General features: G+C 69.1%; 25 protein-coding genes. 14 read left to right on the top strand and 11 right to left on the bottom strand.

Features of this window, described 5'->3' with window-relative positions; genetic code table 11:
- Positions 1-17 precede the first annotated feature (17 nt).
- From MAE01_RS03055 to araA, 4 genes are all read left to right on the top strand, one after another.
- Positions 18-1,031: a LacI family DNA-binding transcriptional regulator gene (locus tag MAE01_RS03055; RefSeq protein WP_229718234.1), complete on the top strand. Its 1,014-nt coding sequence runs from the start codon at positions 18-20 to the stop codon at positions 1,029-1,031.
- A 103-nt stretch (positions 1,032-1,134) separates the two neighbouring features.
- Positions 1,135-1,869 (top strand): L-ribulose-5-phosphate 4-epimerase, encoded by a 735-nt coding sequence (locus MAE01_RS03050; RefSeq protein WP_229718233.1) that lies wholly within the window; start codon positions 1,135-1,137, stop codon positions 1,867-1,869.
- Positions 1,866-3,449: a xylulokinase gene (locus tag MAE01_RS03045; protein ID WP_147038079.1), complete on the top strand. Its 1,584-nt coding sequence runs from the start codon at positions 1,866-1,868 to the stop codon at positions 3,447-3,449. The genes MAE01_RS03050 and MAE01_RS03045 overlap by 4 nt, the downstream gene beginning before the upstream one ends.
- A 9-nt stretch (positions 3,450-3,458) precedes the next feature.
- On the top strand, positions 3,459-4,982 hold the full coding sequence (gene araA / locus MAE01_RS03040; protein ID WP_147038078.1) for an L-arabinose isomerase: 1,524 nt from the start codon (positions 3,459-3,461) through the stop codon (positions 4,980-4,982).
- A gap of 67 nt (positions 4,983-5,049) precedes the next feature.
- Here the strand turns inward: araA and MAE01_RS03035 are convergent, their stop codons facing one another.
- The gene (locus MAE01_RS03035) at positions 5,050-5,457 is read right to left on the bottom strand and encodes an arsenate reductase ArsC (RefSeq protein ID WP_147038077.1); all 408 of its coding nucleotides are present in this window, start codon (positions 5,455-5,457) and stop codon (positions 5,050-5,052) included.
- Positions 5,458-5,493: 36 nt separating this feature from the next.
- A complete protein-coding gene (locus MAE01_RS03030) occupies positions 5,494-6,792 on the bottom strand; it encodes an FAD-dependent oxidoreductase (RefSeq protein WP_186806096.1) in 1,299 nt (432 codons plus the stop codon).
- Positions 6,793-6,923: 131 nt separating this feature from the next.
- Between MAE01_RS03030 and MAE01_RS03025 the strand changes: the two genes are divergently transcribed.
- Entirely contained in the window at positions 6,924-7,232 is a 309-nt protein-coding gene (locus MAE01_RS03025) for an ArsR/SmtB family transcription factor (protein ID WP_267901835.1), read from the top strand.
- Positions 7,233-7,273: 41 nt separating this feature from the next.
- Here the strand turns inward: MAE01_RS03025 and MAE01_RS03020 are convergent, their stop codons facing one another.
- Both MAE01_RS03020 and MAE01_RS03015 read right to left on the bottom strand, forming a co-directional pair.
- Positions 7,274-7,498 (bottom strand): hypothetical protein, encoded by a 225-nt coding sequence (locus tag MAE01_RS03020; protein WP_147038074.1) that lies wholly within the window; start codon positions 7,496-7,498, stop codon positions 7,274-7,276.
- 9 nt (positions 7,499-7,507) lie between these two features.
- The gene (locus MAE01_RS03015) at positions 7,508-7,807 is read right to left on the bottom strand and encodes a MerR family transcriptional regulator (protein WP_147038073.1); all 300 of its coding nucleotides are present in this window, start codon (positions 7,805-7,807) and stop codon (positions 7,508-7,510) included.
- A gap of 112 nt (positions 7,808-7,919) precedes the next feature.
- On the opposite strand from MAE01_RS03015, the gene MAE01_RS03010 reads away from it, so the two are divergent.
- Positions 7,920-8,342: an Hsp20/alpha crystallin family protein gene (locus MAE01_RS03010; protein WP_147038072.1), complete on the top strand. Its 423-nt coding sequence runs from the start codon at positions 7,920-7,922 to the stop codon at positions 8,340-8,342.
- A gap of 55 nt (positions 8,343-8,397) precedes the next feature.
- Positions 8,398-8,613, top strand: coding sequence for a DUF2795 domain-containing protein (locus tag MAE01_RS03005; RefSeq protein WP_147038071.1), 216 nt, complete (start codon positions 8,398-8,400; stop codon positions 8,611-8,613).
- 52 nt (positions 8,614-8,665) lie between these two features.
- On the opposite strand, the gene MAE01_RS03000 is transcribed toward MAE01_RS03005, so the two are convergent.
- Together MAE01_RS03000 and MAE01_RS02995 are read right to left on the bottom strand one after the other, a co-directional pair.
- Positions 8,666-9,271 carry a dihydrofolate reductase family protein gene (locus MAE01_RS03000; RefSeq protein WP_147038070.1) on the bottom strand — a complete coding sequence of 202 codons (606 nt, stop codon included), beginning with the start codon at positions 9,269-9,271 and terminating at the stop codon, positions 8,666-8,668.
- Positions 9,272-9,312: 41 nt separating this feature from the next.
- Complete coding sequence (locus MAE01_RS02995; protein WP_147038069.1) at positions 9,313-10,677, bottom strand: MFS transporter; 1,365 nt, start codon at positions 10,675-10,677, stop codon at positions 9,313-9,315.
- Between the two features lie 170 nt (positions 10,678-10,847).
- On the opposite strand from MAE01_RS02995, the gene MAE01_RS02990 reads away from it, so the two are divergent.
- Positions 10,848-11,246: a four-helix bundle copper-binding protein gene (locus MAE01_RS02990; RefSeq protein ID WP_147038068.1), complete on the top strand. Its 399-nt coding sequence runs from the start codon at positions 10,848-10,850 to the stop codon at positions 11,244-11,246.
- A gap of 27 nt (positions 11,247-11,273) precedes the next feature.
- On the opposite strand, the gene MAE01_RS02985 is transcribed toward MAE01_RS02990, so the two are convergent.
- A complete protein-coding gene (locus MAE01_RS02985) occupies positions 11,274-11,621 on the bottom strand; it encodes a hypothetical protein (protein ID WP_186806095.1) in 348 nt (115 codons plus the stop codon).
- A gap of 188 nt (positions 11,622-11,809) precedes the next feature.
- On the opposite strand from MAE01_RS02985, the gene MAE01_RS02980 reads away from it, so the two are divergent.
- On the top strand, positions 11,810-12,028 hold the full coding sequence (locus MAE01_RS02980) for a hypothetical protein (protein WP_147038067.1): 219 nt from the start codon (positions 11,810-11,812) through the stop codon (positions 12,026-12,028).
- Between the two features lie 22 nt (positions 12,029-12,050).
- On the opposite strand, the gene MAE01_RS02975 is transcribed toward MAE01_RS02980, so the two are convergent.
- Complete coding sequence (locus tag MAE01_RS02975; protein WP_147038066.1) at positions 12,051-12,866, bottom strand: endo alpha-1,4 polygalactosaminidase; 816 nt, start codon at positions 12,864-12,866, stop codon at positions 12,051-12,053.
- Between the two features lie 177 nt (positions 12,867-13,043).
- Here MAE01_RS02975 and solA point away from each other — a divergent pair, with 177 nt between their 5' ends.
- On the top strand, positions 13,044-14,153 hold the full coding sequence (gene solA, locus MAE01_RS02970; RefSeq protein ID WP_147038065.1) for an N-methyl-L-tryptophan oxidase: 1,110 nt from the start codon (positions 13,044-13,046) through the stop codon (positions 14,151-14,153).
- A gap of 58 nt (positions 14,154-14,211) precedes the next feature.
- Here the strand turns inward: solA and MAE01_RS02965 are convergent, their stop codons facing one another.
- On the bottom strand, positions 14,212-16,116 hold the full coding sequence (locus MAE01_RS02965) for a helix-turn-helix domain-containing protein (RefSeq protein ID WP_147038064.1): 1,905 nt from the start codon (positions 16,114-16,116) through the stop codon (positions 14,212-14,214).
- Positions 16,117-16,196: 80 nt separating this feature from the next.
- Positions 16,197-17,045, bottom strand: coding sequence for an alpha/beta fold hydrolase (locus tag MAE01_RS02960; RefSeq protein ID WP_147038063.1), 849 nt, complete (start codon positions 17,043-17,045; stop codon positions 16,197-16,199).
- 200 nt (positions 17,046-17,245) lie between these two features.
- Between MAE01_RS02960 and MAE01_RS02955 the strand changes: the two genes are divergently transcribed.
- Genes MAE01_RS02955 through MAE01_RS02940 form a run of 4 tightly spaced genes read left to right on the top strand, consistent with a single transcriptional unit; the run spans position 17,246 to position 21,541 of the window.
- Positions 17,246-18,526 (top strand): hydroxymethylglutaryl-CoA reductase, degradative, encoded by a 1,281-nt coding sequence (locus MAE01_RS02955; RefSeq protein WP_147038062.1) that lies wholly within the window; start codon positions 17,246-17,248, stop codon positions 18,524-18,526.
- Positions 18,523-19,500 (top strand): hydroxymethylglutaryl-CoA lyase, encoded by a 978-nt coding sequence (locus MAE01_RS02950; protein WP_147038061.1) that lies wholly within the window; start codon positions 18,523-18,525, stop codon positions 19,498-19,500. Before MAE01_RS02955 ends, MAE01_RS02950 begins: the two co-directional genes overlap by 4 nt.
- The gene (locus MAE01_RS02945; RefSeq protein WP_147038060.1) at positions 19,497-20,726 is read left to right on the top strand and encodes a CaiB/BaiF CoA transferase family protein; all 1,230 of its coding nucleotides are present in this window, start codon (positions 19,497-19,499) and stop codon (positions 20,724-20,726) included. The genes MAE01_RS02950 and MAE01_RS02945 overlap by 4 nt, the downstream gene beginning before the upstream one ends.
- The gene (locus tag MAE01_RS02940; protein WP_147038059.1) at positions 20,723-21,541 is read left to right on the top strand and encodes an FAS1-like dehydratase domain-containing protein; all 819 of its coding nucleotides are present in this window, start codon (positions 20,723-20,725) and stop codon (positions 21,539-21,541) included. The genes MAE01_RS02945 and MAE01_RS02940 overlap by 4 nt, the downstream gene beginning before the upstream one ends.
- 236 nt (positions 21,542-21,777) lie before the next feature.
- Here MAE01_RS02940 and MAE01_RS02935 read toward each other — a convergent pair whose 3' ends face one another.
- Positions 21,778-22,668 (bottom strand): LysR family transcriptional regulator, encoded by an 891-nt coding sequence (locus MAE01_RS02935; protein WP_147038058.1) that lies wholly within the window; start codon positions 22,666-22,668, stop codon positions 21,778-21,780.
- Between the last annotated feature and the right edge of the window lie 125 nt (positions 22,669-22,793).

Here is a 22,793-nt window from a genome sequence, read left to right as displayed (position 1 = left end):
GTCGTACACTCGTCGGCGTGAGTGATTCGACTACCGGCCTGCGTCGCAGCGCGGGCGTGCGTGACGTGGCCGCCGCCGCAGGGGTGTCCCGTCAGACGGTGTCGAGAGTGCTCAACGATCACCCCGATGTCGCAGCGGAGACCAAGCAGCGCGTACTCGCGGCGATGGGCGAGCTCGGCTATCGCATGAACAACGCCGCACGCGCGCTCGGAACCCGTCGATCTCGCACCATCGGCGTGCTGGCCTCGGATGCCATGCAGTACGGTCCTTCCCGCAGCATCGCGGCGCTCGAAGCATCGGCCCGTGCAGCCGGGTACTGGGTGAGCGCCGCGTTCGCGGATGCCGGCGACGAGAGCTCCGTCATCTCCGCAGTGGATCATCTCGTGGCACAGGGGGTGGAGGGGATCGTCGTCGTCGCCCCGCACGCTCGCACCCTGGAGGCGCTCGACGCGCTGCGGATCGATGTGCCGGTCATCACGTTGCACTCGGCCGGTCGCGGGATGCGCGGACTGTCGGTCGACCAGACGGCCGGTGCGCGGCTCGCGGTCGCCGCGCTGGCCGACGCGGGGCACACGCGCATCGCACATCTCGCCGGGCCCGCCGACTGGCTTGAGGCCGAGTCCCGAGCGGCGGGCTTCGCCGCCGAACTCGCCGAGCGCGGCTTGGATGCCGGCCCGATCATCGCGGGATCGTGGACCGCCGGCTCCGGGTATGCCGCCACCGAGCAGGTGCGGCGCTCCGGCGTGACGGCGGTGTTCGCCGCGAACGACCAGATGGCCCTTGGTCTGCTCGGCGGCCTGCACGAAGCGGGGGTGTCGGTGCCCGGGGAGATGAGCGTGGTGGGGTTCGACGATGTCCCGGATGCCGCGTACTACTGGCCGAAGCTCACCACGGTGCGCCAGGACTTCGACGAGCTCGCCCGTCAGGCAATCGCCGCCCTCGTGTCAGCGCAGCCGGTGAATGCATCCGGCATCCCCCCGATCGCGCCCGTCCTCGTGATGCGCGATTCCATCGCGCCGCCCGCCCGATAGTCACGCCGCGCCTCCTTGTGGGCACACGGCTTGACCGCGAATGGACGCCGTGTCACACTTCTGTGACCGGTCACAGTTCGCCGCAGCAACCTCGAGGTGTTCATTGAGCAACGCAGCCCCCGCCTTCTCCGGCGAAGTCGAAGCATCCATTCGGGCCATCCGTGCCGACGTGGCGCGCCTGCACGGCGAACTCGTCCGCAACGGCCTGGTCGTCTGGACCGGCGGCAACGTCTCCGGCCGGGTGCGGCTGTCCCCAGGCGGCAGCGCCGACCTGTTCGTCATCAAACCGTCCGGCGTCTCCTACGACGACCTGACGCCCGCGAACATGATCCTCTGCGACCTCGACGGCAACGTCGTCGCCGGCAGCGAGGGGAGCGATCGCGCACCGTCCAGCGACACCGCCGCACACGCCTATGTCTACCGGCACATGCCCGAGGTCGGTGGTGTCGTGCACACCCACTCGACCTTCGCGGTCGCCTGGGCCGCCCGCGGTGAAGAGATCCCGTGCGTCATCACGGCGATGGCCGACGAGTTCGGCGGACCGATCCCGGTCGGACCGTTCGCGATCATCGGCGACGACTCGATCGGTCGCGGCATCGTCGACACGCTCACCGGGCACCGTTCGCGCGCCGTGCTCATGCAGAACCACGGACCGTTCACGATCGGCAAGGACGCGAAGGATGCCGTGAAGGCCGCCGTCATGGTCGAAGACGTCGCTCGGACCGTTCACCACGCCCGAGAGGCCGGTCCGCTGATCCCGATCCCGCAGGAGGCGATCGACAGCCTCTACGACCGCTATCAGAACGTCTACGGGCAGAGCACGGATGCCCGCCGATGACCGCCCGCGATGACATCCTCGCCGGCCGCACCAGCCTCGGCATCGAGCTGGGGTCGACGCGGATCAAGGCCTGCCTGATCGGAGCGGACGCCGGCGACGTCCTCGCCACCGGATCCTTCGCCTGGGAGAACAGCTTCGCAGACGGCCTCTGGACCTACCCGCTCGAAGAGGTCTGGCACGGGCTGCAGGCCGCCTACGCCGACCTCGTCGCCGACGCGCACGACCGGTATGGCGTGAAGCCGACGAGCATCGGCGCAATCGGCGTCTCCGCCATGATGCACGGCTATCTCGCCTTCGACGCCGAAGGTGAGCAGCTCACAGCCTTCCGCACCTGGCGCAACACGAACACGGGCGTCGCCGCGGCCGAGCTCACCGAACTGCTGGGCGTGAACATCCCGCTGCGATGGTCTATAGCGCATCTGCACCAGGCCGTCCTCGACGCCGAACCGCACGTGCCGCAGCTGGACTTCATCACTACCCTCGCCGGCTACGTGCACTGGCAGCTCACGGGCAAACGCGTGCTCGGCATCGGCGACGCATCGGGCATGTTCCCGATCGATTCGGCCGTGCGCGACTACGACGAGCGGATGCTGGCCGCCTATGACGCGCTCGCCGCAGACCGCCTGCCGTGCCCCGTGAAAGACCTCCTTCCGCGGGTGCTGCCTGCCGGAGCAGCGGCCGGCGACCTCACCGACGAGGGCGCGGCACTGCTCGATCCGAGCGGCGTCCTGCGACCCGGCGTCCCGCTGTGCCCGCCGGAGGGCGACGCCGGAACCGGCATGGTCGCCACGAACTCGGTCCGGCCCCGCACCGGTAACGTCAGCGCGGGTACGAGCATCTTCGCGATGGTGGTGCTCGAGCGTCCGCTCGCCCGCGCCCACGACGAGCTCGACCTTGTCACGACGCCTGCCGGTGACCAGGTCGCCATGGTGCACTGCAACAACGGAGCCAGCGAGCTGGGCGCATGGGTCGGGCTGTTCGTCCGATTCGCCGCCGCAGCGGGAACCTCGATCACCGCCGATGCGGCCTTCGACGCCCTGTTCCATGAAGCGCTCGCCGGCGAGGCGGACGGCGGCGGGCTGCTCGCCTACAACCACCTCGCCGGCGAACCCGTCGCGGGGCTCACCGCCGGGCGCCCGCTGTTCGTGCGCACCCCGGACAGCGACTTCACCCTCGCGAACTTCATGCGCGCGCAGCTCTACGGAGTGTTCGGCACCCTCGCCATCGGCATGAAGGTGCTCGAGGACGAAGGCGTGGCACTCGACCGTCTGCTCGCGCATGGCGGAATGTTCCGCACCTCCGGCGTCGCACAGCGCTTCCTCGCCGGTGCACTCGGCGTTCCCGTCGCGGTCGGCGAGCTCGCTTCCGAGGGAGGAGCGTGGGGCATCGCCGTCCTCGCCTCCTACCTCGCCCACGCTGACGCCGCGGACCTGGGCACATACCTCGAGACGCACGTCTTCGCGGACGCTTCCATCGTCACCGCCGACCCCGACCCGGCCGATGTCGCCGGCTTCGCCACCTACCTCGACCGCTACCGCGCGGGCCTCGCCATCGAAGCCGCCGCCGTCGACTCACTCTGAAGGACGCTCATGAACCGCACCCCGCTCACCACCTCCCTCGACGGCTACGAGGTCTGGTTCCTCACCGGCAGCCAGCACCTCTACGGGCCGGAGACTCTCGCGCAGGTCGCCGACCAGTCGCGGGTGATCGCCGAGACGCTGGGGGCGGCATCCGATGTGCCGGTGAAGATCGTCTGGAAGCCGGTGCTCACCGACAGCGACGCCATCCGCCGCACCGCGCTCGAGGCGAACGCCGACGACCGGGTCATCGGGCTGGTCGCCTGGATGCACACCTTCAGTCCGGCCAAGATGTGGATCGCCGGGCTGGACGCGCTGCAGAAGCCGCTCGCGCACCTGCACACTCAGGCGAACATCGAGCTGCCGTGGGCCGAGATCGACTTCGACTTCATGAACCTCAACCAGGCGGCGCACGGCGACCGCGAGTTCGGGTACATCCAGACGCGCCTCGGCGTTCCGCGCAAGACGATCGTCGGCCACGCCACCGACCCGCGCGTGCAGCGCGAGCTCGGCACCTGGCAGCGCGCGGCTGCCGGTCTTGCCGCGGCACGCAGTCTGAAACTCGCCCGATTCGGTGACAACATGCGCTTCGTCGCCGTCACCGAGGGTGACAAGACCGAGGCCGAGCTGCGCTTCGGCGTGCAGGTGAACACGTGGGGCGTGAACGATCTGGCGGATGCCGTCGCCGCGGCATCCTCATCGGACGTCGACGCCCTCGTCGCCGAGTACGAGGAACTGTACGAGGTCGTCCCCGAACTGCGCCGCGGGGGAGAACGCCACCAGTCGCTGCGCGACGGCGCGGCGATCGAGATCGGACTGCGCACGTTCCTCGAGGAGGGGGGTTTCGGCGCCTTCACGACCTCGTTCGAAGACCTCGGCGCGCTCAAGCAACTGCCCGGCCTCGCCGTGCAGCGACTCATGGCCGAGGGGTACGGGTTCGGAGCCGAAGGCGACTGGAAGACGGCCGTACTCGTGCGCATCGCGAACGTGATGGGGGCGGGACTTCCCGGCGGAGCCAGCCTCATGGAGGACTACACCTACGACATGACCCCCGGCGACGAGCTGATCCTCGGCGCGCACATGCTCGAGGTCTCGCCGTCGCTGACCACCGCGAAGCCGACGCTCGAGGTCCACCCGCTCGGCATCGGCGGCAAGGAGGACCCGGTGCGCCTCGTCTTCACCGCCGACCCCGGCCCCGCCGTCGTCGTCGCCATGAGTGACATGCGCGACCGGTTCCGCCTCACCGCGAACGTCGTCGAGAACGTCGCGCCCCGCGCATCGCTGCCGAAGCTCCCGGTCGGGCGTGCGGTGTGGAAGCCGCAGCCCGACTTCCACACCAGCGCCGCAGCATGGTTGACGGCGGGCGCCGCCCATCACACGGTGATGTCGACGGCCGTGGGGCTTGAGGCATTCCGCGACTTCGCCGAGATGGCGCAGGTCGAGCTGCTCGTGATCGACGACGAGACGACTCTGCCGGAATTCCAGAAGCAGGTCCGGTGGAACCAGGCATATCACCGGCTCGCGCAGGGGTTGTGATTGAGGCGCCGTCCCGGAGCGTGAGGCGAGCCTGACCTTCGGGCGAACGCTGCCCTCTCCGCTGGGCTCAGATCAGTTCGGCGACCAGCTTCTCGATGCGATCTCGGATCTCGTCGCGGATGGGGCGTACAGCGTCGATCCCCTGCCCGGCCGGATCGTCGAGCTTCCAGTCTTCATAACGCGTGCCCGGGAAGAACGGGCAGGCATCGCCGCACCCCATCGTGATGACGACGTCCGAGACCCGCACAGCCTCGTCGGTGAGGACCTTGGGCCGCTCGGAGGTGATGTCGATGCGGAGTTCCTTCATCGCTGCGACGGCGACCGGGTTGATCTTGTCTGCAGGCATCGACCCGGCCGAGCGGACCTCGATTCGGTCGCCGGCGATTTCGCGGAGGAATCCGGCGGCCATCTGGGAACGCCCGGCGTTGTGCACGCAGACGAACAGAACCGAGGGCTTGGCAGTGGAGCTCGTCATCTGGTCTCCTGGGGGGTCTTCATTCGGTCTCGGTGATCAGCCCACGGAAACGGGGCGAGAGCCGATCTGCAACACGGAAGGTGCCCCGCAGCAGCCGCTTCCGTCGGCGTCAAAGCCGCCGGCACCACCGCAGACCCCCGTCTCTGGAAGAGTCAGCTCGTTTCGTGCCGCGGCCTCGGCATCGCCGGCGAGGTGGGCGACCACACTGCGCACCTGCTCGAAGCCGGTCAGTGCGAGGAAGGTCGGAGCGCGCCCGTAGGACTTCGAGCCCACGATGAAGAAATCCTCTTCCGGCTGCGTGAGTTCACGCGCCCCGGTCGCGGAGACGGAGCCGCAGGAGTGGAGGTTCGGATCGATCTCGGATGCGATCCCAGCTACGGCATCCAGCGTCGTGTCGAGGTCGATTCGCAGTTCGCGGAGGATGCTCGTGTCCGGCCGGAAGCCCGTGAGCGCGAACACGTGGGCGACATCCGAGACCTCGCGACCATCCTCAGAGCGGATGGTCAGCGTGTCGTCCTGTCGGAACTCGCTGATCCGGAATCCGGTCACGACGTCGACGAGGCCGGCTTCGATGACCTTCCGTGCCCGGGACCCGAGTGCGGCGCGCTCGGGAAGCTCGTCACCGGCACCGCCGCCGAAGACGTTCGCCGTGGTGCCGCGGCGCAGCAACCACGTCACTCGAGTGCCCGGCCCCCGTCGAGCCAGTTCGCTCAGACGGAGCACGGTGTGCGTCGCGGAATGCCCGGCGCCGATGACGACCACGTGGGCGCCCGCGAACTCGGAGACGTCATCCGGGATGCGGTACGACATGCGCCTGGCGGCCGCGTTCTCGCCGACGGCGGGGAATCCGCCGGCGCCGGCTGGGTTCGGGAGGCTCCAGGTGCCGCTCGCGTCGATGACGGCGCGAGCGAGGACCCTGTCCTCGCGGCCGTCCTGGTCACGCGTGTGCACGACGAACGGCTGGTTCTTGCGTCCCTCGTCGATGACTTTGTCCCGCCCGTGTCGAGCGATACCCGTCACCGTCGTGCCATACCGGACCCGGTCGCCCAAAGTCTCGGCGAGGGGCGTGAGGTACTCGTTCACCCACTCCGCGCCCGTCGGATAGCCGCTCGCCGGCGCCTCCCATCCCGTCGGTTCGAGCAGGCGACGGGCGGCAGCATCCGTGAGCTCCGACCAAGCAGAGAACAGTCGCACATGTCCCCACTCGCTGACCGCCGAGCCTGCGGCGGCGCCGCGTTCGACAACGACGACATCCAGGCCGCGCTCGGTCAGGTGCGCCGCAGCGGCGAGACCTTGCGGTCCTGCACCGACCACGACGACAGGAAGCTCAGGCATCACATCTCCTCAAATCGAAGAACTTCAATACGAGAACATTGGCGCACCTATCGAAGAATGTCAATACGTGTCAAACTGTCCGTGTGAGCCTCCCCGCGACTGATGAAACGACCGCCTGCTGCGTGCCTCGCGTGACCTCGTCTCTCTCCCACCAGGACGCCGAGCGCGTCGCGCGCGTGTTCAAGGCCATGGGCGATCCGACCCGTGTGATGTTGCTGTCCCTCATCTCCGGGGGCGAGGCCGGTGAGGCGTGCATCTGCGATCTCACCGAACCAGTCGGACTCTCGCAGGCAACGGTTTCACACCATATGAAGCTCCTCGTCGAGGCCGGGCTCGTCACGCGCGAACAGCGCGGCAGATGGGCGTACTTCGCCCTCAACGAGGAAGCGCTCGATGCGGCCGCGGATGCGCTCCGCAGAGGGGTGCCCGCAAGCGTCTAGAGGTCCATCCGCGCCCTCGTCTTGCGGCGCTCGTCGTCAGGTCAGTCTTTGCCCGCCTTCTGCCGGAAGAATCCCACCACCAGCGTCGCCAGGAACAGGATGATTCCGATCAACGCGAGCCACAGCAGCCCCTTGACGACAAACCCGAGGATCGAGAGGGCTGCCCACACGATCAGAAGCACAATCAGTATCGTCCACATGCGCGCCATGATGCCGTGACGGGCGGCGCCCGACCAGCCCGTTGACGAGACGCGGGTCAGACGCAAGGGGTGTGGTCATCGATCGTGCTGCGGGTCGGCTCCGTGGTCGAGACCGGTGCGTAGAGCGGCATTCTCGTCTTGCAGTTCGAGAACGTGGCGGATTCCGGTGATGTTCACACCCGCCGCCCGCAGGACAGTGGCCCGTCGAAGTCTTTCGATGTCGGCGTCGCTGTAGCGGCGTGTGCCGCCCGCGCTCCGAGAAGGAGTCAGCAGGCCCTTCGCCTCGAACAGGCGGAGTGTGGCCTCCGGCGCGCCGGACAGCTGGGCTGCGACGGCGATCCCGTAGACGGGCGTCGTTTCCTTGCGCTCCTTCATCAGCACCTCCACTTGCATCCTATCCGCGTCGTGATGTATAACAAATCTAAACATCTGCTACAGATAATCTGTAGCCCGAATGCCCCTCGGGGCGCCGAGAAAGGAGATCCTCATGACAATGAACCTCGACCCGCTGAGCCAGCTCGACCGAATCGCTGCGTCGGTGTTGGATTCCGTTCGGGCTCCTCGACACGTTCCGGTTGACCTGTTCCGCGACGGCGACGACTATGTCCTGCACGCCGACCTGCCGGGCATCGATCCAGGGTCGATCGACATCGACTTGGACGGGTCTCAGCTGTCCATTCGCGCGCAGCGCACCGCCGACTCGCGAGAAGGGGTCCGCTGGCTGACCAGGGAGCGCCCGGACGGAGCATTCCTTCGTCAGTTCACCCTTGGCGATGGGGTGGACGTCGACCGGATCAGCGCTTCTTACGAGTGCGGCGTCCTGTCCGTGCACATCCCGGTGAGCGAGCGCGCGAAGCGTCGCAAGATCATGGTCGAATCCGCGGGCGAACGCCGAGCCATCGACGCGTGAACATCGAGCGGGCGGGGTTTCCCGCCCGCTCGCTCGCCCGAGAAAGGACCGACGTATGAACATCTCACCTCGCCTCAACGCATTTCTGCGTGATATGGAGTTTCCCGCCACCAAGGACGACCTTGTTCGCGAAGCGGAGCGGGACGGCCTGAGTCTCAAAGATCAGGCCGTGATCCGCGACCTCCCCGCGCACAACTTCAACGCCCGATGGGAGATCCGGTACCTGGTCGAAGGGCGCGCGGAACTCGTCGGAGCCGCCTCTGCGGCTTGAGCGCCGGACCAGCCCGTTGACGAGACGCGGGGCAGACGCAAGAGAGCAGGAATCAGCGCACCCGGCGATAGCGGATGTGGGTGGCCAACGGCGAGTGCAGGACCTCCACGGGTTCCATGTCGAACGTGCGGATGCCTTCGAAGATCCGCTCGCCGGAACCCAGCAGCACCGGGGCGATGTCGAGCGTGAGCTCATCCACGACGCCCGCGGCAAGTGCCTGCCGCACGGTCGAGGCGCCGCCGGCGATGTCCACTCCGTCGTCGCCGGCCGTCTCGCGTGCACGGGCGTACGCCGCATCGAAACCGTCGGTGATGAAGTGGAAAGTCGTACCCCCCTCCATCTCGATCGGCTCGTGCGGATAGTGGGTGAGCACGAACACCGGCGCACGGTACGGCGGCTCGGCGCCCCACCATCCGCGCCAGTCCTCGTCCCACTCGTCGCGGATGGGACCGAACATGTTGCGGCCCATGATGTACGCGCCCCGCGGACGCATCAGCCAGCCCGTGGCGGTCGCATCGGCGTCGTTCGCGCGCTCGTCCCCGAGGTGCCAGCGGTGGAGTTCGATGCCGCGTCTTCCGAGCGGATCCTCACGGCTCTGATCCAATCCCGCGACGAAGCCGTCGAGCGAGATCGACATGTGGCAGGTGGTGTCGGGCATCGAGGCCTCTTTTGGATCGGTGGTCAGGAGATGGCGACGGTCTACGGAGTGACGGGAGGTGCGAGCTTGCGGATCCCGATGAACGACACGATGCCTCCGGCGGTCATCAGCGCCGCTGTCACCCAGGCCGCGCTGTGGAAGCCGCCGAGATCGAGCGTGCCTCCGACGATCGTTGACAGCATGGCGACGACGATGAGTCCGGCGACGCGCGAGATCGCGTTGTTGACGGCGGATGCGATGCCGGAGTGGTTCTCGTCGATCGCACCGAGCACGGCGGAGGTGAGGGGCGCGACGGTGAGGGAGAGCCCGAGCCCCAGCACGATCATCGATGGGAGCACCTGCCACCAGTAGCTGAAGTCCTCGGCCACGGTGAGAAGGAGCAGCGCGCCGGCTGCCATGAGCAACGGTCCGGCTGTCATGAACAGACGTGGACCGAGCTTGCCCGCCCATGCCCCGGCCTGCGAGCTGAGCAGGATCATCAGGATCGTGATCGGCAGGCTCGCCAGTCCGGCCGCCGTCGCGGGGAGGCCCGCCCCCTCTTGCAGGTAGACGCCGATGACGAACCCGTTGAGGGAGAGGGCGGCGTAGATGAACAGCGTGGCGAGGTTGCCCCAGGCGAAGTTGCGTGCGCTGAACAGCGAGAGCGGCATCAGCGGGGCCGGTGAGTACCGCTGTCGCACCAGGAAGCCGATGAACAGTGCGACGCCCGCCACACCGGGCACCCAGATCGCAGGCGACCCCCAGCCGAGGTTCGGCTGCTCGATGAGGGCGAACACGATGGCGCCGAGGCCGAAGGCGCACAGCATCCCGCTCCACCAGTCCACGCGCGCACCGCGCGGGTGATCGGGCAGCTCCAGCCGGGCGAGCAGGACCAGCGTGATGCCGATCGGGATGACGTTGATCAGGAACACGAAGCGCCAGGACAGCAGGTCGACGAACAGCCCGCCGAGCAACGGGCCCGCGATCTGCGCACCAGTGGTGAAGGCGGTCCAGACGCCGATCGCACGGGACTGCAGCTCGCCGCGCATGGTTGCCATGATCAGCGCGAGCGAACTCGGCACGAGCAGCGCCCCCGCCGCGCCCTGGAGTGCCCGGGCGATGATGAGGGTGAGGGGCTCCGGTGCCGCGGCGACCGCGACCGACGCGATCCCGAAGGCGATCAGCCCGATCCGCATGATGCGGACGCGGCCGTACGCGTCGGACAGAGATCCGGCGAGCAGGATGAGTGCACTGAGGGTGATGAGGTACGCGTCGACCACCCACTGCTGGGTCGTGATGCCGCCGCCGAGCTCATCCCGGATGGCCGGCAGCGCGACGGTGACGACGGTGCCGTCGAGGAACGTCACGAACGACGCGAGAACGGCGATCGTGATGACGAGCCGCTGCACGGCGGAGAAGGCTGACACGGTGATGAGACTACGCCCCGCCCGACGGCGCCGGGCGCTCGAAGAGCAGCCCAGATCGGCATCGACGTGCGCGGGCAACGGGATTACGCTGGCCGCAGGCGGGCGGATCGCTCGTCATCCCGGCGCGAGTCGTGCGGAGGCTCGGCCACGATGCAGAGCGAGGTGCGCAGATGGACTCGATGATGATGGGTGCCATGTCAGAGGACATGAAGACCATGGCCGGTATGGAGATGATGGACATGGCCGTCATGCAGGCGTGCATGGACGCTTGCTCCGCCTGCGAGCAGGCATGCACGGTCTGCTCGATGCAGATGATGGACTGCGCCCCGGCGTGCATGAACTGCGCCGACATGTGCAACACCACGATGCGGTCGGTGATGCGGATGCAGGGGATGACGCCCGCCGTGATGATGGCGATGCTGGATGCCTGCATCGCGATGTGTCAGCTGTGCATGGACGCCTGCATGAAGCACGCCGACCACAGCGAGGTCTGCAAGATGTGCGCTCAGTCCTGCAAGGCGTGCATGGACGCCTGCATGGACATGAAGAACATGATGATGGCCGCCTGACCCTTCGACAGGCTCAGGGGCCGGTCGTCAGGCGGCGGCGACGTTGAAGCGCACGCGCCCGACGGCGAGGACGTGATACCTCCGGTGCAGTGCGACCGGTGACCCCGGCGCCGCCTCGAGCGCTGCGCCCTGCGCGCTCCACAGCGCCCATTCCTCACCCTCGAGCGTGCGCACGCGCAGCTCGCCGGTGACGGCATCCGCATGCTCGACGATTCCGTCGACCCAGTCGCTCGGCGTGGCCGCGGCGAGGCGAGCCTGGATCAGGTGCAGCGCGTGCCCCGGGGCGAACGACGAGCACACATTACCGTGGTCGCACATGCACGCCGCACGCTCCGTCACCTCGACGGGTGAAAGGTGCGGCAGCGGGGTGGACACGATGAACTCCTGACTCTGGGATGCGGTCCCGCAAGAGTACGTCGGGCGCGCAGGCGCAGGGAATCGCGCTGTCATGCGGCGAAACAGTACGGCGGCGTGCGCTTAGCGCACACCCGGACCGCACCGCAAGGCCCGCGCTCGGAACGCCTGCTGCGCTTAGCGTGAGCTGGACACGAGAAAGGACGAACATGACAAACCTCGAAATCGTACTCGGCATGATCGCCCTCGGGTTCACCGTCATCACGCTCATGCTCGCCGTGCCGCTGGCCGTGCGAGCCCGACCCATTCGCGTCCGCTCCACCTTCACGAACGCGTCATCCGATCGAGTCGGAGCCGACGCTTTCGTCCGGGGCCTTCCAGCGATGCGACCGAACCCGGGCATGCCCGCACGCCACCTCGAGCGCTGAATCACCTCACCGGCGCAACGCATCAGCACGTCTCGAACGTGTGGCCCTGCGCTCCGGCGGGCAGCAGGTCGCGATCTCGCAGCACCATGGATGCCGGCGCATCGGCATCCGCGCACATCTCGGCGAACGAGCGGGGCAGCTGGTCGGTGTACTCGATGTCGATGACCTGCGGGCCGTACACCTCTGTATACGCCTCGCACTCGTCATACGCCGCGCACTCCTCGACGACGGCGAAGTCGAACCCCGCCTGCTCGCGGAGCGCCGCGGCATCCTCGGCGGCGTTCTTCTGACCGGCGGCCAGCCCGGCCGCATGGGCCGCGTCGACCAGTTCGGTCGCCAGAGCCAGGTTGTCGTCCAGGTCGAGCGCTCCGCCGGAGCGCGTGTATGAGTCGAGGTTGTCGAACTCCACTGCGTCGAAGCCGTCGACCGCGCACCCGGTGATCCACGGAGTGACGATCGCCGCGATCCGTCCGCGCTTGTCGTCCGTCGAGGTGTCCGCCAGCGCCTCGTCCGGCCAATCGGGATCGAACACCGAGGCGCCGCCGGCGTGCAGCAGCAGGTCCTCGGGCCAGCTGTCGAGCTCTCCCGGCTGGGTCTGGAACGCGTTCACGTAACAGATCGAGTAGACGTCGTCGGCGGGCTCGGCGCCGCGATCGCGCCCCACGATGCCGACTCCGTCCGCCGGCGGATACGCTCCGCCGAGCTGATAGTCGGGTACGGCGCCGGCCGGTGGCAGCGCGAGGGATGCCGCGCCGCCGACAGTGTCGTCGGCGGCAACGGCGCATCCGCTCATCACGAGCAGCACCGCGGCGCAGGCGGCAGCGCGGACAAGCGTCATCCTTCTCACCAGACCATCGTCCCGCATGCCGGCGGAACAGCGCCCGCGTCACACGCGACTGTTTGCCGTGCATCCGACACATCTCGACCCACCAGACATGGGTAGTCGATCCATGTACCCGGACGGTGCGCTCCCGCACACTGGCGTGAATCGATCCGCTGAGGAGGCAGGAAGCCCATGGAATCGTTCGAGGTCGCCGTCGTCGGGATGGGCGCGGCCGGCAGCGCCGCCGCGTACCACCTCGCCCGCCGAGGAGCCAAGGTCGTCGCGTTCGAGCAGTACGAGCTGGGCCACGTGCGCGGAGCGTCGCACGACACCTCGCGGATCGTGCGCACCTCGTACGGCGCACCGCAGTACGTCCGGCTGGCGCAGTCCGCATATCGCGACTGGGCGGATCTGGAGGCGGAGTCCGGCGAGCGCCTGCTCACCATCACGGGCGGAGTGATCTTCCTTCCCGTCGACGGTCCCTACTCGGCATCCGACTTCACCGCCGCACTCACCGAATGCGACGTCCCCCACGAACTGCTCACCCCGGCCGAGGTGACCGCGCGCTGGCCGCAGTTCCGCGTGCCGGAGAACGTCGAGACCGTCTACACGGCCGACACCGGCATCGCCCACGCCGCCCGCACGGTCGCCACCCTGCAGATGCGCGCCCGTGTGCACGGGGCCGACATCCGCGACCGCACGACCGTCGAGAGCCTGGTGCCCGATGACGGCGGCGTCGTCGTGCGCACCTCCAACGGAGACGTGCGTGCGGGCAAGGTCATCGTCGCTGCGGACGCCTGGACGAACGCCCTGCTCGAGCCGCTCGGCGCAGCGATCCCGCTGGACGTCATGCAGGAGCAGGTGACCTACTTCCACCCCGCCGAACCGGAGTCGTACGACAGGGATCGCTTCCCGGTCTGGATCTGGGAGGACGACGAGTGCTATTACGGCTTCCCCACCTTCGGGGAGCCGTCTGTGAAGGCCGCCCGCGACGTGTCGAACAACCGCATGACACCGGCCGAACGCACCTTCCTGCCCTCAGCGGACCTCTCGGCACAGCTCGGAGATTTCGTGCGAGGACTCATCCCCGGTGCCGGCCACGAGCTGCGCACCGTCACCTGCCAGTACGCGCTCACGCCCGATCGGCGATTCGTGCTCAGCCCGCTGGCGGAGCATCCGGACATCATCGTCGGGCTCACCGCCGGTCACGGCTTCAAATTCACTCCGGCGATCGGCCGCATCCTTGCCGAGCTCGCTCTCGACGGCGAGTCCACCGACGACGTCTCCGCGTTCGCGGTCTAGGTGATGCGCGCCGGCGAGGTCGTCGAGCGCGGAGCCTAGAAGCCGGCCGTCGTCGCCCTCAGCGACGCTCGAAGCGCTCGCGCAGCTCGTCGAGCCGCACGGCGATGCCGAGGCGGAACATGCGCTCGTCCTCGCGCCAATCGGCGCCCAGCACGTGGTCGAGCCGGTCGAGCCGCTGGAGGATCGTGTTCGTGTGGAAGTTCAGCGCCCTGGCCGTGCGCGTCGGGCTCGCGTTGTTCCGCACGAATGCGCGCAGCGTGCCGAGCAGGTCGGCGCCCCGATCGGCGTCATACGTCCGCACGGCGCCGATCGTGTCGCGCAGGAAGGTTCCCAGCGCCCGCGAATCCGTGTCGAGGATCGCCGAGTACGGCAGGAAGTCGTCGACCTGCACGGTCATGCCGGTGATCTCGAGGGCCGCCAGCAGCCGGGCGGTGCGCATCGCGGCCACGAAGGCATCCGGCAGCGCTCCCTTCGCCGCTCGCGGGACGACGAGTGAGACCGGATGCTGGATCGATGCCTCCACGTGGGCGCGAAGCCGCTCGGGCTCGAGAGCATCCCGCGCCGAGGCGTGCGCGACGACGATGAACCCGCGGTATTCGCCCACCAGCGTGCGCTCGTCGAGGTGCCGGCTGAGGGCGCGCGCGGCAGCCGTCTGCTGATCGCCGGGAACGGCCAGGAGCAGCAGAGTGTCGAGCGTCCGCAGATCGACGCCGAGCCGGCGCGCCCGCCGCTCCACATCCGAGCGGCGCTCGGGGACGTCGTCGAGAAGGTCGGTGATCAGTTCGCTGCGCACCCGCTGATCGGCACCGGATGCCGCCTCCTGCTGCAGCGCGAGCAGTGCGCCCACCTGCGCTGCCCGCTCGACCGTGCGGAAGTCCACGGCTCCGAGCTCGAACTCCCCGTCGCCGAGCAGCATCGCACCGAAGTGCCGCTTGCCCGCGCTGAGCGCGGCGACGGCGCGCACCGTGGATCCGATGACCGCGACGCAGTGCCCTGAGCGACGGCTCTCGGCGATGGCGTCGTGGATCGCGGCATCCGGTTCCAGCATCCCCGCCGCCAGGGGGAGCCCGGCTGCGGCGATGATCTGGTCCTGGTCATCCAGGATCGCCACGGCGCGGCCGAGCGCCGAGGCCAGCGTCTCGGCAACCGGGCCGAACCCGCCGCCGGCGAGCACGGCCTGGACGAGCTCCTGATGCACGGTGTTGGCGCGATCGCGTTCGACGAGGTGCGCCGTCAGGCTCTCCAGGTTCCGGCGGCTGGCATCCTCGGACTCCTGAAGGCTCCGCAGCGTGTAGGTCGTCTGCAGGATGACGGAGGCGTGGTCCGCCATAGCCGAGAGCAGGGAGACCTCCTCCGGAGAGAAGGACTTCTCCGTGCGATTGCCCACGAACAGCACGCCGAGCACGTCATCGCTGGTGAGCATCGGAACGCCGAGCATCGACACGAGTCCTTCGTCGGAGACAGCCTCGTCGACGCCGGAGTCGTGCCGCTCGCTCGTGTACGACGAGTAGTTCGAGACCCACAGCGGCGCACGCGACTCGACCACGGCGCTGACGAGCCCACGCCCCGGCGGCACGCGGAGCGAGGGGAGGGACGCGCTCACCGAACCGCTCGTCTCCCGCACGCGAAGTTCACGAGTGCCGGGGTCGAACTCGGACAGGTAGGCCAGATCGGCGCCCATCATCTCGTGTGCACGCTGGACGAGCCGCTCCAGCACGGCGTCGCTGTCGCGGAGCTCCGCGAGCTCCCTGGCGCTCGAGAACAGGGCCGACAGCTCGTGCTCTCTCCGGCGCAGTCGCGAGAACTCCCGCTGTGAGCGGTGCACGCGATCGGCGATCTCGGCGGCCTGCTCCTCGGATGCCCCGATACGGCGCAGCGCGTCACTGACTTCGGTCGGGCCGACGGACTCGGCATCGTAGGCGGCACCCAGAAGAACGGAGATCGCTTCGGCGTCCTCGCGCATCGGTGCTCCTCTCCTCGCCACGTCGCCCCGCGCGGCTCCCGTGTCGAGCATGCCACGTTCCGCGGTCGCCACGAGCGACGTCAGCGCTGCTCCTCGGCGCGGCGAGCGGTGCGCAGCAGAGCCTGCGCGAGATCGGGCCAGAGCTCGTGGGGGATGAGGTGTCCCATGTCGGGCTGCACCTGCAGCTCCGATCCCGCGATCGCCTCGGCGATGTCCACGGCGGAGTGCCAGTGCAGCACGTCGTCATCGCGGCCGTGGAAGACCAGCGTCGGCACCGCGACCGAACGCAGATCCTCGAGCCGCTCCGGGGCTCGGCGCAGCGCGGCCCACTGCCGGGCGTATCCCTCGGGCGCGTAGCCGCGGTCGTACGCCTCGCCCGCCTTCGCGACATGCCACTTCACCTGCGGGTCGTACCGTCCTCGCGGCGTTGAGCTGACGGCCGACTCTGCGAACGCGACGGCCTGTTCGCGGGTGACCCGGATCGGGGCCTCGAGCAGCTCGGGACGCTCACCGTGCAGCACGTACCGCGGGCTGCGGCCGGGGATCGTCGACAGCAGTCCGAGGCTGCGGACGCGTTCCGGGTGCGCGATGGCGACAGTCTGCGCCATCATCCCGCCCATCGAGTGCCCGGCGATGTGCGCCGAGTCCACGCCGAGGTGGTCCAGGATGTGCAGGATGTCATCGCCCATGTCGGCCAGGTCATAGCCGCCGTCGACGTCCTGCTCGCCGCCGAACCGCTCGGAGAACCCGGTGTCGCGATTGTCGAAGCGGACGACCCGCAGTCCCCCGTCGGTGAGATGTGCGATGAAGTCCTCGTCCCAGCTGAGCAGCTGGGCTCCGCCGCCGGAGACGAGCACGAGCAGCGGATCCGTCTCGGACCCGAACTCCTCGTAGTAGAGCCGGACGGCGGCGGACTCGGTGTAGGGCATCGGGGTCTCCTCGGGGCTCGCGTCATCGCTGCGACTGCGAGTCTAGGTCGGTGCCGACAGTCGGGAGATGTGTCATCGCCCTATGCCCGCGTGCGTTCAATGAGCGATCCGCCCATCGTCGCTCGCGGATCGCGCTTCTAGTGTCGACGGTGACACGCAACGCCGAAGATCCGGCGTCTGCCCACGAAGGAAGGTGGCCGATGCCGACCAACAGCCGAATCTCAGGTCTGCGCGACCACACCCCGCACGAGCGACGTGCGCTCGTCGCCGAGAGTGCGGGCCTCGAAGCGAGTGCGCTCGGTGCGCTCGGCGCAGAGGACGGGCTCTCGCTCGCTCAGGCGGACCACATGATCGAGAACGTCGTGGGGCTGATCGGCATCCCGGTCGGGGTCGCCACGAACTTCACCATCGATGGACGAGACCGCCTGATCCCGATGGCGACCGAGGAGCCGAGCGTCGTCGCCGCGGCCTCGAACGCGGCGCGCATGGCACGAGGGCACGGCGGCTTCACGACCTCGTACACCGGGGACGTCATGATCGCGCAGATCCAGGTCCTCGACGCCGTCGACCCGCACGGCACGCGCTTCGCGCTTCTCGAAGCCCGCGACGAGCTCCTGGCGCTGGCCAACGAGCAGGATCCGATGCTGGTATCCCTCGGCGGTGGCGCCTTCGACATCTCCGTCCGGGTTCTCCAGACGCGCGCCGGCACCCAGGTCATCCTGCATCTGCACGTCGACGTCCGCGACGCCATGGGCGCCAACGCCGTCAACACGATGGCAGAGGCGATCGCGCCGCGCATCGCTGAGATCGCCGGCTCACGCACCCTCCTGCGCATCCTCACCAACAAGGCGGAGCTGCGCCTCACCCGCGCCCGCGCCGTGTTCGACGCCGAGCTTCTCGGCGGCCCGCAGGTCGTGGACGACATCGTCGCCGCCAGCGCCTTCGCCGAGGCCGATCCGTACCGCGCGGCCACCCACAACAAGGGCATCATGAACGGCATCACCGCCGTCGTCCTCGCCACGGGAAACGACACGCGTGCCGTAGAGGCCGGCTGCCACTCGCACGCCGCCCGCGACGGTCAGTACGCGGCCCTGTCGCGATTCGAGACGGATGCCGACGGCAACCTCGTCGGGACCCTCGAGGTGCCGCTCGCCGTCGGCCTCGTCGGCGGCGCGACCCGTGCCCACCCCACCGCTCAGGCGGGCGTGAAACTGCTCGGGGTCGAGACGGCGCGCGAACTGGCGAGCGTCATCGCCGCTGTGGGCCTCGCGCAGAACCTCGCCGCCTGTCGCGCGCTTGCCGCAGAGGGCATCCAGCGCGGACACATGACGCTGCACGCGCGCACGATCGCTGCGAGCGCCGGCGCCGAGGTCGATGAGATCGGAGAGGTCGCCGCACGCATCGTGGCGGATCGGAAGATCCGCGTGGAGCACGCACGCGAGGTCCTCGACGAGCTGCGTGCCGGCCGAGGCCGGGCATGACGAACTCCGTACCGTCGCCGCGCGTGCAGACCGAGGAGGGCATGCCCGCTCGGGTCACCGTGTTCGAGGTCGGGCCCCGTGACGGCCTGCAGGCCGAGACCGACATCATCCCGACGCCGGTCAAGGCCGAACTGTGCCGCCGGCTGTACGCCGCGGGATCCCGCGACCTCGAGGTGACCAGCTTCGTCCCGCCGGCCTGGATCCCGCAGCTCGCGGATGCGGCCGAAGTGGTGGCTGCCGTGGACGTGCCCGACGCCGCAAGGGCTGTCGCGCTGGTGCCGAACCTCAAGGGGTTGCAGCGCGCGCTCGATGCCGGCATCCGCGAGGTGTCCGTCGTCGTCAGCGCGACGGAGTCGTTCGCCAAGGCCAACCTGAACAACACCCGATCCGGAGCCATCGACCGCGCGGTCGAGGTCATCCAAGCAGCCACCGCCGACGGCATCCCGGTCCGTGGCTACGTGTCGATGGCCTTCGGCGACCCCTGGGAAGGTGAGGTCGACACGCAGGCGGTGGCGCAGGCCGCCACCGCGCTGCACGAGGCGGGCAGCCGCACCGTCGCCCTGGGCGACACGATCGGCGTCGCGACCCCCGGCCTCACCGGACGCGTGGTCCAGGAGACGCTGGCGGCCGGCATCCCGGTCTCGGCCCTCGCCCTGCATCTGCACGACACCTACGGGCAGTCCCTGGGCAACGTCCATGCCGCGCTGCGGCTCGGCGTCGCCGAATTCGACGCCTCGGTCGGCGGCCTCGGACGCTGCCCGTACGCGAAGGGCGCGACCGGTAACCTCGCCACAGAGGACCTGGTGTGGATGCTGCACGGCCTGGGCATCGAGACCGGACTGGATCTCGGCGCCCTCGCAGCCACCACGCTCTGGCTCTCCCGCATCCGCGGCATCCCCGCGCCGTCGAACGTGGCCCGTGCGCTCGCCGCCGCCGGCGCGTCCGAACTCACACAGGAGGCAGCATCCGCATGACCGACATCTCGCTCCCCGCACCCGGTGCGCTGAACGGCGTCACGGTCCTCGACCTGTCCCGCGTGCTCGCCGGCCCCTACGCCGCCCAGATGTTCGCGGACCTCGGCGCGACGGTCATCAAGATCGAGAATCCGCGCGATCCCGACGTCTCACGCGGCTTCCCGCCGTACCTCACCGACGGCGACGAGGAGTTCAGCGCCTACTACGCGCAGTACAACCGCGGCAAGCTCGGTGTCGGCCTCGACCTGGCATCGGATGCCGGCAAGGAGGTTCTGAAGGACCTCGTCCGCTCGGCCGACGTCCTGGTGGAGAACTTCCGTCCCGGGACCATGGCGAAGCTCGGCGTCGGCTACGACGTGCTGAAGGAGATCAACCCGAAGCTCGTCTACACCGCGATCTCCGGCTACGGCCAGACCGGCTCGCGCAGCCGCCGCCCGGCCTTCGACAACACCGCGCAGGCCGCGGGCGGGCTGTGGTCGATGAGCGGCTACCCCGGCCAGCCGCCGGTGCGCGTAGGCGTGACGATCGGCGACCTCTCGGCGACCCTGTTCGCCGTCATCGGCACGCTCGCGGCGCTGCGCCACGCCGAGGCCACCGGGGTGGGACAGCTCGTCGACGTCGCACAGGTGGACAGCATCATGGCGCTCACCGAGACCGCCGTGGTCGACTACACAGTCGAAGGCAAGGTGGCCGAGCCCGCCGGGAATCAGCACTCCTGGGTCAAGCCCTACGAGCTGTTCGACTGCGCCGACGGCCAGGTGTTCTTCGGCGCGTACACAGACAAGCTCTGGAACGCGGCCTGCGACCTGTTCGGCACGCCCGAGGTCAAGGCCGACCCGGAGATCGACACCATGCGCAAGCGCCTCGTCCCCGAGGTCTACGACCGCAAGGTCAAGCCGATCGTGGTCGACTGGCTCGCCGGATACACGAAGGCCGAACTCGAGCAGATGGCCGGCGACGTCGTGCCGCTGACGGCGATCAAGACGATCGGCGAGGTCGTCGACGATCCGGGCACCGCCGAGCGCGACATGATCGTCGAGGCCGACTACGGCGACCTCGGCACGCTGCGCATGTTCGGCCAGCCGATCAAGCTCTCCGCCACCCCCGCGACCCCGGCGCGGACGGCGAACCGGCTCGCCGAGCACGCCGATCAGGTGCTCGCGGACCTCGCCGGCTACGACGCCGCGCGCATCGCCGAGCTGCGGGCAGCCGGAGTGCTGCCGTGACCGTCGTGCGCACCTCGGTCGTCGACGCGGAGACCGTCGAGGCCTACCGCGGCACGTTCGCGGCGAGCGAGGATCGGCGGGATGCCGGTGACGAACTGCCTCCGGCGTGGGACGGCATCCTGTTCCCTTTCGCCGTGCCGCTCGCCGATCTGCGGCCCGACGGCACGCCGGCCAGGGATGGCGTGATCCCCGAGATCGACCTGCCGCGTCGCATGTACGCGGGGGAGAGCACCGAGTTCTTCCGGCCGGTCGCGATCGCGGACGAGGTCACGCAGACGACGACGCTCGGAAAGGTCGTCGAGAAGAACGGCGCCAGCGGCCGGCTCATGTTCGTAGACATCGAGCGGGAGTACGCCGTCGCCGGTCAGACCGCGATCCGCAGCGTGTGGCACGACGTGTTCCTCGAGCAGGCGGATTCAGACGCCCCGGCGCGCCCGCCGAGGACTGACCCGGATGCCGCGGCATCCGCTGACTGGATCGAAGAGCTCGAGCTCGACGCCCGACAGCTGTTCCGCTTCTCGGCGCTCACCTTCAATACCCACCTCATCCATTACGACCGCGCCTGGGCGCGGGACGTCGAGGGACTGCCCGACCTGCTCGTGCACGGCCCGCTCACGCGAATCCTGCTCATGGATGCCGTCCGCAGACACGCCCCGGAGCGCACCCCCGCCCGGCTCGAGGTCCGTGCGATCGCGCCGGTTCTCGTCGACCGTCCGCTGCGCATCGCCGGCAGGGACGACGACGGCGTGACCAGAGCGACGCTGCTGGATGCCGACGACACCCTCCTCGCGACCGCGGAGATCGCCTGGACGTGAGAGGGACATTCTCCATGCGGGTCGTTGAGCGAGAGGTGCCTGGGCCAGACGAGGGGCCTCTCTTGCGGGTCGTTGAGCGGAGGCGCGCAGCGCCGCAGACGAAACGGGCTGAGCGACCGACGGGAGTCGAAGCCTTCGCTGCCGGAGTTCCTTTCGACTCGCCTTCGGCTCGCTCAAGGCGTTTCGTCTCGCTGCGCTCGCTCGACGACCCGCGAGGATCGGAAGCCTTGCCCGGCTCAGCGCGGGCGGTGAGCGGCGAGAGCGTCGGCCAGCGCCGTGAGCACGGCGCCGACCGCGGCACCGTCTCGCGAGGACGAGCGGGTCGCGGCGAAGATCTCGCGTACCGGGTCGCCGGGCAGCTGAAGCAGCCGCACCGACGATCGGTCGCCGGTCCAGCTCAGATCCGGCAGCATGGCCGCGGCGTGACCTGCTGCGGCCAGTCGCGCATGCGCGGTCAGGTCGGTCGCCTCGAACCGCACATCGGGCTCGAAGCCGGCAGCCCGGCACTGCTGCACCGCCCACTGCCGCACGGCGGCGCCCTGCGGCTCCATCGCCCAGGCCGCGTCGCGCAGATCGGCGAGCTCTCTCGCGGGCGAGCCCGGCGGTACGACCAGACGCACCGGATCGCGGCCGAGCAGCGTGCGCTCGATGCCGGGCTGGAGCTCGCGGGTGTATCCCGGGTACTGCTCGGCGACGACGAGATCGAAGGCATGCGCCCGCAGCTCGAACAGCCCCTCCTCCGGAGGCATCTCGACCATCTCCAGCCGCAGCCCGGGCTCGCGCTCGGCGAGCAGGGTGAGCGCCGCGGGCACGAGGGCCTCGGCCGCCGTCGGCATGACGGCGACGCGCACCGGCGCCCGGGCATCCCGCGAGATCGACAGCTCGGCACGAGCGGCTTCGTCGAGCTCCAGCGCGCGTGCGGCATGGGCGGCCAGCATCCGTCCCTGTGCCGTCAGGCGCACCCGGCGGCCGTCCGGCTCGAGCAGGGCGACGTCCGCCTCGCGCTCCAGCAGCGCGAGCTGCTGAGAGACCGTGGAAGGGCTGTACGAGAGCTCGCGGGCCACATCGGCGATGGTGCCGCGCAGCGCGAGTTCGTGCAGCAGGCGCAGTCGTCGCAGCTCGAACATCCGCACTCTCCAAATCATCGACAGAACCGAATGGTATCTATCGTAAAGGCTCGCTTTTCACGAACAAACATCAGGCCTCACACTGAGAGCAGATCGCGCGGCTCCGCCGCGCTCTCGAGTGAGGA

The sequence above is a fragment of the Microbacterium aerolatum genome (assembly GCF_007988825.1).
Taxonomy (GTDB): domain Bacteria; phylum Actinomycetota; class Actinomycetes; order Actinomycetales; family Microbacteriaceae; genus Microbacterium; species Microbacterium aerolatum.
The sequence above is the reverse complement of the archived record's forward strand: the minus strand, read 5'-3'. Positions and strand labels throughout refer to the sequence as shown.

Excerpts from the sequence above, each read along its gene's own strand:
- MAE01_RS03005 (WP_147038071.1), top strand. The coding sequence starts at position 8,398 with ATGAACATCTCACCTCGCCTCAACGCATTTCTGCGTGATATGGAGTTT.
- MAE01_RS02965 (WP_147038064.1), bottom strand. The coding sequence starts at position 16,116 with ATGCGCGAGGACGCCGAAGCGATCTCCGTTCTTCTGGGTGCCGCCTAC.
- MAE01_RS02955 (WP_147038062.1), top strand. The coding sequence starts at position 17,246 with ATGCCGACCAACAGCCGAATCTCAGGTCTGCGCGACCACACCCCGCAC.
- MAE01_RS03030 (WP_186806096.1), bottom strand. The coding sequence starts at position 6,792 with ATGCCTGAGCTTCCTGTCGTCGTGGTCGGTGCAGGACCGCAAGGTCTC.
- MAE01_RS02945 (WP_147038060.1), top strand. The coding sequence starts at position 19,497 with ATGACCGACATCTCGCTCCCCGCACCCGGTGCGCTGAACGGCGTCACG.
- MAE01_RS03045 (WP_147038079.1), top strand. The coding sequence starts at position 1,866 with ATGACCGCCCGCGATGACATCCTCGCCGGCCGCACCAGCCTCGGCATC.
- MAE01_RS03010 (WP_147038072.1), top strand. The coding sequence starts at position 7,920 with ATGACAATGAACCTCGACCCGCTGAGCCAGCTCGACCGAATCGCTGCG.
- MAE01_RS02980 (WP_147038067.1), top strand. The coding sequence starts at position 11,810 with ATGACAAACCTCGAAATCGTACTCGGCATGATCGCCCTCGGGTTCACC.
- MAE01_RS02950 (WP_147038061.1), top strand. The coding sequence starts at position 18,523 with ATGACGAACTCCGTACCGTCGCCGCGCGTGCAGACCGAGGAGGGCATG.
- araA (WP_147038078.1), top strand. The coding sequence starts at position 3,459 with ATGAACCGCACCCCGCTCACCACCTCCCTCGACGGCTACGAGGTCTGG.
- MAE01_RS02935 (WP_147038058.1), bottom strand. The coding sequence starts at position 22,668 with ATGTTCGAGCTGCGACGACTGCGCCTGCTGCACGAACTCGCGCTGCGC.
- MAE01_RS03035 (WP_147038077.1), bottom strand. The coding sequence starts at position 5,457 with ATGACGAGCTCCACTGCCAAGCCCTCGGTTCTGTTCGTCTGCGTGCAC.
- MAE01_RS03015 (WP_147038073.1), bottom strand. The coding sequence starts at position 7,807 with ATGAAGGAGCGCAAGGAAACGACGCCCGTCTACGGGATCGCCGTCGCA.
- MAE01_RS02990 (WP_147038068.1), top strand. The coding sequence starts at position 10,848 with ATGGACTCGATGATGATGGGTGCCATGTCAGAGGACATGAAGACCATG.
- solA (WP_147038065.1), top strand. The coding sequence starts at position 13,044 with ATGGAATCGTTCGAGGTCGCCGTCGTCGGGATGGGCGCGGCCGGCAGC.
- MAE01_RS02975 (WP_147038066.1), bottom strand. The coding sequence starts at position 12,866 with ATGACGCTTGTCCGCGCTGCCGCCTGCGCCGCGGTGCTGCTCGTGATG.
- MAE01_RS02960 (WP_147038063.1), bottom strand. The coding sequence starts at position 17,045 with ATGCCCTACACCGAGTCCGCCGCCGTCCGGCTCTACTACGAGGAGTTC.
- MAE01_RS03000 (WP_147038070.1), bottom strand. The coding sequence starts at position 9,271 with ATGCCCGACACCACCTGCCACATGTCGATCTCGCTCGACGGCTTCGTC.